At 70.7% G+C, this 8,282-nt stretch carries 6 protein-coding genes; 4 read left to right on the top strand and 2 right to left on the bottom strand.

Annotation, left to right across the window (positions count from 1 at the left end; all coding sequences use genetic code 11):
• Positions 1 to 289 precede the first annotated feature (289 nt).
• The 4 genes from EQG76_RS02230 to ybaL all read left to right on the top strand — a co-directional run bounded on the left by EQG76_RS02230 (position 290) and on the right by ybaL (position 5,406).
• Positions 290 to 985 (top strand): VWA domain-containing protein, encoded by a 696-nt coding sequence (locus EQG76_RS02230; RefSeq protein WP_159710219.1) that lies wholly within the window; start codon positions 290 to 292, stop codon positions 983 to 985.
• The gene (locus EQG76_RS02225; RefSeq protein WP_159710217.1) at positions 982 to 1,701 is read left to right on the top strand and encodes a J domain-containing protein; all 720 of its coding nucleotides are present in this window, start codon (positions 982 to 984) and stop codon (positions 1,699 to 1,701) included. The genes EQG76_RS02230 and EQG76_RS02225 overlap by 4 nt, the downstream gene beginning before the upstream one ends.
• Positions 1,702 to 1,842: 141 nt before the next feature.
• Positions 1,843 to 3,462 carry a glycosyltransferase family 4 protein gene (locus tag EQG76_RS02220; protein WP_159710215.1) on the top strand — a complete coding sequence of 540 codons (1,620 nt, stop codon included), beginning with the start codon at positions 1,843 to 1,845 and terminating at the stop codon, positions 3,460 to 3,462.
• Positions 3,463 to 3,591: 129 nt separating this feature from the next.
• Positions 3,592 to 5,406: a YbaL family putative K(+) efflux transporter gene (gene ybaL / locus EQG76_RS02215; RefSeq protein WP_159710213.1), complete on the top strand. Its 1,815-nt coding sequence runs from the start codon at positions 3,592 to 3,594 to the stop codon at positions 5,404 to 5,406.
• Positions 5,407 to 6,356: 950 nt separating this feature from the next.
• On the opposite strand, the gene EQG76_RS02210 is transcribed toward ybaL, so the two are convergent.
• A complete protein-coding gene (locus tag EQG76_RS02210; RefSeq protein ID WP_159710211.1) occupies positions 6,357 to 7,481 on the bottom strand; it encodes an iron-containing alcohol dehydrogenase in 1,125 nt (374 codons plus the stop codon).
• A gap of 270 nt (positions 7,482 to 7,751) precedes the next feature.
• Positions 7,752 to 8,282: ASKHA domain-containing protein (locus EQG76_RS02205; protein ID WP_159710209.1), on the bottom strand; the 531-nt coding region annotated here is incomplete at its 5' end.

Below are 8,282 nucleotides of genomic sequence, written 5' to 3'. Positions count from 1 at the left end.
GAGCTGCCGCATGCAGCGTGCCCAGCCGGCTGCCCGGTACCGGTGCCATTGAGTCGGTCGCAAGGACCGGTTTCGGCCCGGCCGCGAGTGCCAGGAGCGCCATGAGGAAGCAGGTCAGGAGCCACGGCATGATGGAACTCCGGCAGGGCTGGCCGCGGGGGGAAGTGGCGGCCAGCAAGGGGGAGTAGCGGCGAGCATGGGCGATCCGCAACATGCAGCGTACCTCCGGCCGGCGGACCCGCCGGCGTGGACCCTTCACCCGTCGCCCGGCCGACGCCATATCAGCGGCATGACCGACAAGTTACCGGCATCCCGTGGCAAGGGGGACGTCCTGGGGTTCGTGGCCGAGGCGCAGGCCCTGGCCCCGGCCGCACGGGACGTGGCGCGCGTGATCTTCGCGGTGGATGCCACCCAGTCCCGCGAGGCCACCTGGGACCTGGCCACCGGCCTGCAGATGCAGATGTTCGACGCCGCGGCCGCACTGGGTGGCATCGGTGTGCAGCTCGTCTATTTCCGCGGGCTGGACGAGTGCCGCGCCTCACGCTGGCACCTCCAGCCGAGGCCGCTGATAGAGGCGATGGGCAGGGTCCGCTGCCTGGCCGGGCATACCCAGATCGCCCGGGTGCTGCGGCATGCGCTCCGGCAGCGGCAGGAAGGCCGGGTGGCCGCACTGGTGCTGGTGGGGGATGCCTGCGAGGAATCGGTGGACGAGCTGGTGGGCCTCGCCGGGCAACTCCGGCTGGTGTCGGTCCCGGTGTTCGCTTTCCACGAGGGGCCGGACCGCAACGCCGAGCGGCTGTTCCGCGACCTGGCGCGGGTGAGCGGCGGCGCGTTCCAGCCCTTCGACCGGCAGTCGCCACAGGCGCTGGCCGATGCGCTGCGCGCGGTCGCGGTGTTTGCCTCGGGCGGTGCCGCAGAGCTGCAGAAGCTGGCGGCGCGCGAGGGCGGCACGGTCCGGCAGATCGCCCAGCAGATCAGCCGATGATCGTACTGGTGTGGGTCCTGGGTGCTGCCGGGCTGCTGATCGCCGGCTGGTATGCCGCCGGCAGCTTCACCCGCGCCTCGCCGCAGGCACTCGCCAGCGCGCTGCGGCTGTTCCTCGCGAGCTTTGCAGCCATGGCCGGCATGGGCTTGCTGGCGTTCGGTCGCCTGGGCGTGCTGGCGGCACTGGTCGGCGCGGTGGCGCTCACGGCGGTGCGGCTGGCCAGGCAGCGGCGCCCGCCGGACCCGCTGGAGGAGGCCGACGCTGCCGGCCAATCCAGCGTGGAGACCGCATGGCTCGCGATGCGGCTGGACCGGGCCAGCGGTCAGTTGAGCGGGCAGGTGCGGCAGGGGCGGTTTGCCGGGCGGGTGCTGGCCTCGCTGGATCTGGCCGAACTGCTCCTGCTGCGGGAGGAGCTGGCGGTGGCCGAACCCGCCTCCTTGCCGCTGATCGAGACCTGGCTGGACCGGATGGCACCGGACTGGCGGCAGGGCGCACGATCCGGCGCCTACCGTGGCACCGGCGCCACGGCCGGGACGGGCGAGATGGACGAGACGACCGCGCTGGAGGTGCTGGGGCTGCAGCCAGGTGCCGGCCGGGCCGAGATCGAAGCCGCCTATCGCCGGGTCATGGCGAAGGTTCACCCGGACAAGGGCGGCTCCGACCGCCTGGCCAGCCTCGTCAATGCGGCAAGAGAGTACCTGCTGAATCGTTCCTGACAACCTGACGTCCTGCACGCAGCCGTGGTACACACAACCGGAACGTGAACAGTTGCAGAAGGCGAGGGTCAGCGCTTCATGCCGATGAATGCGGCGATTCAGTTCGAGGATACCAGCTTCAGGACAGATCAGCCGCGATTGATGGGCCGTCAGGCCGCAACGGAGAGCTTCTTCCGGGCCTGGCTGCAGCACGGGCAGATCGACGTGGCGGTGGGCTATGTCGAGCGGGCGACCGAGCGGGCGGCGTTCGCCGATGCGGTCCGTCGGATCGACGGCCATGACCGCCGCCTGTTGGCGCTGGCGACGCCGGCCGACACCACGGCGGTCCAGGCGACCGGCACGCTGTTCCGCGCCGACCCGGGCCTGGCCGATCTGGCCTATCGGCGCCGGCGCGGTGATCCACGCCGCTGGTCGCTGGTCGGGATTACCCACACCACCGCGTCGGTGGGGGCAATGCGGGCGCTGGGCGAGCTGGTGGTCGGGCCGCTCGAGCCCTGGGATGCGGTGATCTGCACCTCCAGTGCGGTGCAGGCGATGGTCCGGCGGCAGGTCGAGGGCACCTTCGCCTATTTCCAGGAACGGCTGGGCGCCAGCCGCCGGCCGAAGCTGAACCTGCCGGTGATCCCGCTGGGCATCGACACGCGCAGCTTCGACGCCGAAACGCCCGCCGCGGCCGAGGCACGTCGGCAGTTGCGGGCGAGGCTGGGCATCGCCGAGGAGGACGTGGTCGTCCTCTATTTCGGCCGGCTGAACGCCTACGTGAAGGCCCACCCGCTGCCGATGTTCCTGGGCCTGGACGAGGCGGTGGCAGAACTCGGCCTGCGTCTTGCCGGGCGCGTGCACCTGATCCAGGCCGGCTGGTTCACCGACGAGAAGCGCCAGGGCCACTGGGAGGAAGCCCAGCGCCTGCTGGCCCCCAGGATCGTCCACCATGTGCTGGATGGCCGGCAGAAGGAGCTGCGCTCCGGCCTGTGGTTCGCCGCCGACCTGTTCGTGAGCTTCGCCGACAACATCCAGGAAACCTTCGGCCTCACGCCGGTGGAGGCGATGGCCGCGGGCCTGCCGGTGGTGGGCTCGGACTGGGACGGCTATCGCGAGACCGTGACGCCCGAATGCGGCGTGCTGGTGCCGACGGTGACGCCGCCGCCGGCTGCCGGCACCTGGCTCGCCCAGCGTTTCGAGGACGGTTACGAGACCTACGACACCTATTGCGCGGTCGCAGCGCTGGCGACGGCGGTCGATGTCGGTGCGGCGCGCGAAGCGTTCAAGGTCCTCCTGGCCGATCCGGCGAGGCGGCAGGAGATGGGCCGGGCCGGGCGGGCGCGCGCGCGGGCGCTCTATGACTGGGCCACCGTGATCACCGCCTATCAGAGCCTGTTCCGCGACCTGGAGAAGCTGCGCAAGAAGGCGCAGCCCGTGCCGCGCCGGGCTGCGGCCAATCCCTGGCGCCGCAACCCCCTGGAGCTGTTCCAGAACTATCCCAGCCGGGTGATGCAGGCCGGGCTGCGCGTACGCGCGACCGCCCGGGCGGCGGCCGGCTCCGGACCGGACCTGATGGCGCTCGACATCGTCCAGCTGCGCAACCGCGTGCCGTGCGACGGGCCCAAGAGCCGGTCCCTGATGGAGCGGATCACGACGGCCGGTGCCGCCGGGGTCAGCTTCGAGGAACTGGTGGGCGGCGAGAGCGGCGAGGCCGCGATGATCCTGACCTATCACCTGGGCTGGCTGATGAAGATCGGCGTGGTCGAGCTGATGATCTGACGGGGCCGGATGCGACAGCGGCAGTAGTATCAACTCTACGTTTCAAGTTGCCCCGTGGGCTCGCCCTGCGCATAGATGGGGCTCCAGCCGCAGCCGTTGTCACCCCCGCCGACCCTGGTCTGGAGCCGCATGCACCACGCGCCACTGCTCGCAACGATCTGTGTCGGCCTGGTGCTGGCCTTCTTCTTCGGCGCGATCGCGCATCGGCTGAGGATTTCGCCGCTGGTCGGCTATCTGCTGGCAGGCGCCGCGGTCGGCCCGTTCACGCCCGGCTTCGTCGCCGACCAGGGCCTGGCCAACCAGCTGGCCGAGGTCGGCGTCATCCTGCTGATGTTCGGCGTCGGCCTGCATTTCTCGATCAAGGACCTGCTGTCGGTACGCCTGATCGCGGTGCCGGGTGCCGTGGCGCAGATCGCGGTGGCGACCCTGCTCGGCATGTCCCTGGCGCTCCTGGCGGGCTGGTCGGTGGCCGGCGGCGTCGTGTTCGGCCTGGCGCTCTCGGTCGCGAGCACGGTGGTGCTGCTCCGGGCCATCCAGGAACGACGCCTGGTCGAGACGGAGCGCGGCCGGATCGCGGTCGGCTGGCTGATCGTCGAGGACCTGGTGATGGTGTTCGCCCTGGTCCTGATCCCGGTGATCGCCCACACCATCCAGGGCAGCGAGGTCACCGAGCATATCGAGGTCGGCGCCGGGCCGCTGGTCACCCGCCTGGACCTGGGCCTGTGGGGCATGCTGGTCCTCACGCTCGGCAAGGTGATCGCCTTCGTGGCGCTGATGCTCTTGGTGGGGCGGCGGTTCATCCCGCGCCTCCTGCACTGGGTCGCCCATACCGGCTCGCGCGAGCTGTTCCGCCTGGCCGTGCTGGCGATCGCACTCGGCGTCGCCTACGGCGCCACCGCCCTGTTCGACGTGTCCTTTGCGCTGGGCGCCTTCTTCGCCGGGATGATCCTGAACGAATCGCCGCTCAGCCAGCGCGCCGCCCAGGAGACGCTGCCGCTGCGCGACGCGTTCGCGGTCCTGTTCTTCATCTCGGTCGGCATGCTGTTCGACCCGGCCATCGTGGTCGAGGCACCCTACCAGCTCCTTGGCACGCTGCTGATCATCCTGGTGGGCAAGTCGATCGCCGCCTACCTGATCGTGCGCGCGTTCGGCCGGCCGGTCTCGACCGCCTGCACCATCTCGGCGAGCCTAGCCCAGATCGGCGAGTTCTCGTTCATCCTGGCGACACTCGGTGTCCAGACCGGGCTCCTGCCCGAAATGGGACGCGACCTGATCCTGGCGGGTGCGATCATCTCGATCCTCCTAAACCCCCTGGCCTTCGCGCTGTCGGACCGGGTGGCACCGGTCGAGCCGGAAGAACGCCGGGCACCCACCCCGGCGGCACCACCGCAAAGCCGGACAGTCCCGGCACCGACCGCCCTGTCCGCACACACCGTGCTGGTCGGCTATGGCAGGGTGGGCCGGGTGGTCGGCAGCGGCCTGCGCGACGCGGGCGAGCCGTTCCTGGTGATCGAGGACCGCGACGAGCCCGCGGCCCTGGCGAGGCGCGACGGGGCGGAGGTCATGAGCGGCAACGCCGCGGACCCGCGCGTGCTGGAGGCCGCCAATCTCGCCAACGCCCGCCGGCTGTTCGTGGCGATCGCGCAGAGCTTCGAGGCCGGCCAGGTGGTTGAGCAGGCCCGGCGGGCCAATCCGACCCTGGAGATTCTGGCCCGTGCCCATTCCGATGCCGAGCTGGAATATCTAGCCGGGCTCGGGGCCAGCGAGACTATCCTGGGCGAGCGCGAGATCGCCCGCGCGATGCTGCGCCACGCGGGCGTTGCTGACGTCGTGACCGCTGCCCCGGTGCTGGCACCGCAAGTGCTGGCCGCGCCTGCGGTGCCCCCGCCTGTGCACCTGCCCGCGCGCGAGCCCGACCGGGCATGCGACGGGGTCTCCACCTGACACGCTCCTCGGCCGAGGGACCACGGAACGCGTGGTGCAGTGAGTTGAGCTTTCCGGCATCCGGTGGCGTGATGGCCGAGCGGCTGCGCCGGTTCGACTGGAGCACGACGCCGCTCGGGCCGATCCGTGCGTGCCCTGCGATCCTGCAGGCCACCGTCGAGAGGATGCTGTCGTCCAGCTCCCCCAATGCTTGGCCTGGGGTCCGGAGCTGGTCACCATCCACAACGATGCGTTCCTGCCGATCCTGAGCGGCAAGCAGGCGCTTGGGCGCCCGTTCCGGAGGTGTGGAGCGAAGCCTGAGCCTCGCTGGCCGATCGTCCAGCACGCGCGGGATGGCCGAGGCCCCCCTTCCTCCGCCTGATGCTCGACCGGCATGGCGGGCCAGCTGAGGCGCACTTCACCTTCTGTTACAGCCCGGTGCGCGACGAAACCGGGTCGGTGATGGGCACTCTCGCACGGTGATCGAGGTGACCGGCAAGGTCCGCGCCGAGCGCAGCCTCGCCGCCGAACGCGACCGGTTCATCCAGCTGTTCGAGCAGGCACCCCGTTCATGGCGGTGCTGAGCGGCCCGGAGCACCGCACCGAATATGTCGATCCGCGCTTCCTCCAGCTGATCGGCGGGCGACGTGGCCGGTCGGACCGTGGCGGCAGCGCTCACCGGCACCGCTCAGCAGGGTTAGCTGGAGCTCCTGGACCGGATTTATGCCAGTGGCCAGGCCTATGCGGCGATCGTTGCCCAGCATGCCGTGCAGATCCGGCCGGACCAGCAGGCCGAGGAGCACTTCACCGACTTCGTGAACCAGCCGATCCGGGACGCGGAGGGGGGTGAGCGGCGTGTTCCTCCGGCCGCCGACGTCACCGAGCGGGTTGCCGCCGACCGGGCGCTAGCCTGGCTGGCGCGGCGGCAGGACCTGATGGTCCGGCTGCTGCAGGGGCAGGGGCAGGGTGCCTCAGAAGGCCTCCTCGAGCATCTGCCGGTAGTCGGCGGCCGTGGCCGCGCGCGGGTTGGTGGCATGGCTGTGGTCGGCCAACGCGCGTTCGATCACGAGGTCGAACACGTCGCGCCCAACACCCAGGGCGCCGAGGCTCGCCGGCACGCCCAGGTCGCGGTTCAGGGCCGCGAAGGCGTCGGCCAGGTTCTCGCCGGAGCCGAGCCCCAGCGCCGCCTTCAGCCGCTCCAGCTTGTCGCCGACATGGCCGGCATTGAAGCGCAGCACCGGCGGCAGCAGGAGCGCGTTCAGCGTGCCGTGGTGCAGTGCGGGGCTCTTCAGGCCGCCCAGCGCATGGGACAGGGCATGGACCGCGCCCAGCCCCTTCTGGAAGCAAAGCCCACCCTGCAGCGAGCCCATCATCAGCTCCCAGCGCGCCTGGCGGTCCTGCCCGTTCCGGCAGGCCTGCCGGATGTTGCGCCAGACGCGGCCGGCACCGTCCAGGCCGATCGCATCGGCCGGCGGGTTGATCCTGGGCGAGAGGAAGGTCTCGACGCAGTGGGACAGCGCGTCGATCGCGGTGACGGCGGTCAGACCCAGCGGCAGGCCCAGCGTGAGCTCCGGGTCGCACACCGCCTTCTTCGGGATGACGTGCGGGCTGATGAAGCCCAGCTTGCGGCCGTCATCGAGCGTGATCAGCGCGGCGCGGCCGACCTCCGAGCCGGTTCCAGCTGTGGTCGGCACCGCGATCACCGGGGCGACCTTCGGCGTGATCCGGGTGAGACCGCCCAGGATCATGGCGTAGTCGGCGAGCTGCCCCTCATGGGTCGCCATCAGCGCCACGCCCTTGGCCAGATCAATCGGCGAGCCGCCGCCGAGTGCCACGATGCCGTCGCACCCGGCCTCACGATAGGCGAGGGCGGCCGCCTTCACCGCTGCCTCGGTCGGGTTGCTCGGGACATCCAGAAACAGCGGCACGTCCTGCCCGAGCAGTTCCTGGACCCGCCCGACCAGCCCGGCCTTTTCCAGGCCCCGGTCGCTGACCAGCAGGGGCCGTGCGATGCCCAGCGCCTTCAGATCCTCAGGCAGCCCGTTCACCGCGCCGAAGTCGAACCGGATCGCGGTGAGATAGTTGATGTCGGCCATATGTCCCCGGAGCCTCCGCTCGAGCCTGCGTGTCGGGGGCGCGGTACTACGACCAGCGCCCGAACAGAACCCCAGAACGACGGCCGCGGCCGGAACCCGCAAAGCAGCCTGCGGTTGAGACTAGCGAACCGCAGCTCCATGGAGACGATGATGCTCCTCCAGGGTCTCGTCGGCGGACTTGCCAGCGCCGCCATCCTCATGCTGGCCCTTGCACCCGTCCACGGCGTGCAGCGCCGCTCCCGGCGCAGGCACCGCTGAAGTGCCGGCCGGTCAGCCGCGCCGACGGCGCCGGCGGCCTTCGCCTTCCTCGGCTGCCAGCTCCTTGGGTGCCGGCAGGGTAACCGCCTTGGTCAGATGCACATAGTCGGCGGTCTTGTGCGGGAACGCCATCGCCTCGACGAAATGCTGCTGGAAGTTCGGCTCGATCGCCGTCTCGATCTTCTGGATCCGCTTGACCACCGCCTCGATCTCGCGCCGCGCCCCCTTGTTGAGCAGGGCGATGCGGGCACCGGTGCCGGCCGCGTTGCCGGCGGCCTGGACCTTCGTGAGGTCGCAATCCGGGATCAGGCCCAGCACCATGGCATAGGTCGTGTCGATATGGCTGCCGAAGGCGCCGGCCAGCATCACCCGGTCGACATGGGTGACGCCGAAGTGGTCCATCAGCAGCCTCGAGCCGGCATAGAGCGCGGCCTTGGCGAGCTGGATGGCGCGCACGTCGGTCTGGGTGATCCGGATGCGCGGCTCGCCTTCGCGCAACAGGTAGGAGAAGGTCCGGCCGTCCGGCTCGATCCGCGGGGTGCG

Origin of the sequence: Geminicoccus flavidas, from assembly GCF_009806515.1 — a bacterium.
In the GTDB taxonomy this organism is placed as follows: Bacteria; Pseudomonadota; Alphaproteobacteria; order Geminicoccales; family Geminicoccaceae; genus Geminicoccus; species Geminicoccus flavidus.
Note: the sequence above shows the minus strand (reverse complement) of the source record. Positions and strands in the feature narration are given on the sequence as shown.

Coding starts and splice junctions, on each gene's coding strand:
- EQG76_RS02230 (WP_159710219.1), top strand. CDS start 290: ATGACCGACAAGTTACCGGCATCCCGTGGCAAGGGGGACGTCCTGGGG.
- EQG76_RS02225 (WP_159710217.1), top strand. CDS start 982: ATGATCGTACTGGTGTGGGTCCTGGGTGCTGCCGGGCTGCTGATCGCC.
- EQG76_RS02220 (WP_159710215.1), top strand. CDS start 1,843: ATGGGCCGTCAGGCCGCAACGGAGAGCTTCTTCCGGGCCTGGCTGCAG.
- ybaL (WP_159710213.1), top strand. CDS start 3,592: ATGCACCACGCGCCACTGCTCGCAACGATCTGTGTCGGCCTGGTGCTG.
- EQG76_RS02210 (WP_159710211.1), bottom strand. CDS start 7,481: ATGGCCGACATCAACTATCTCACCGCGATCCGGTTCGACTTCGGCGCG.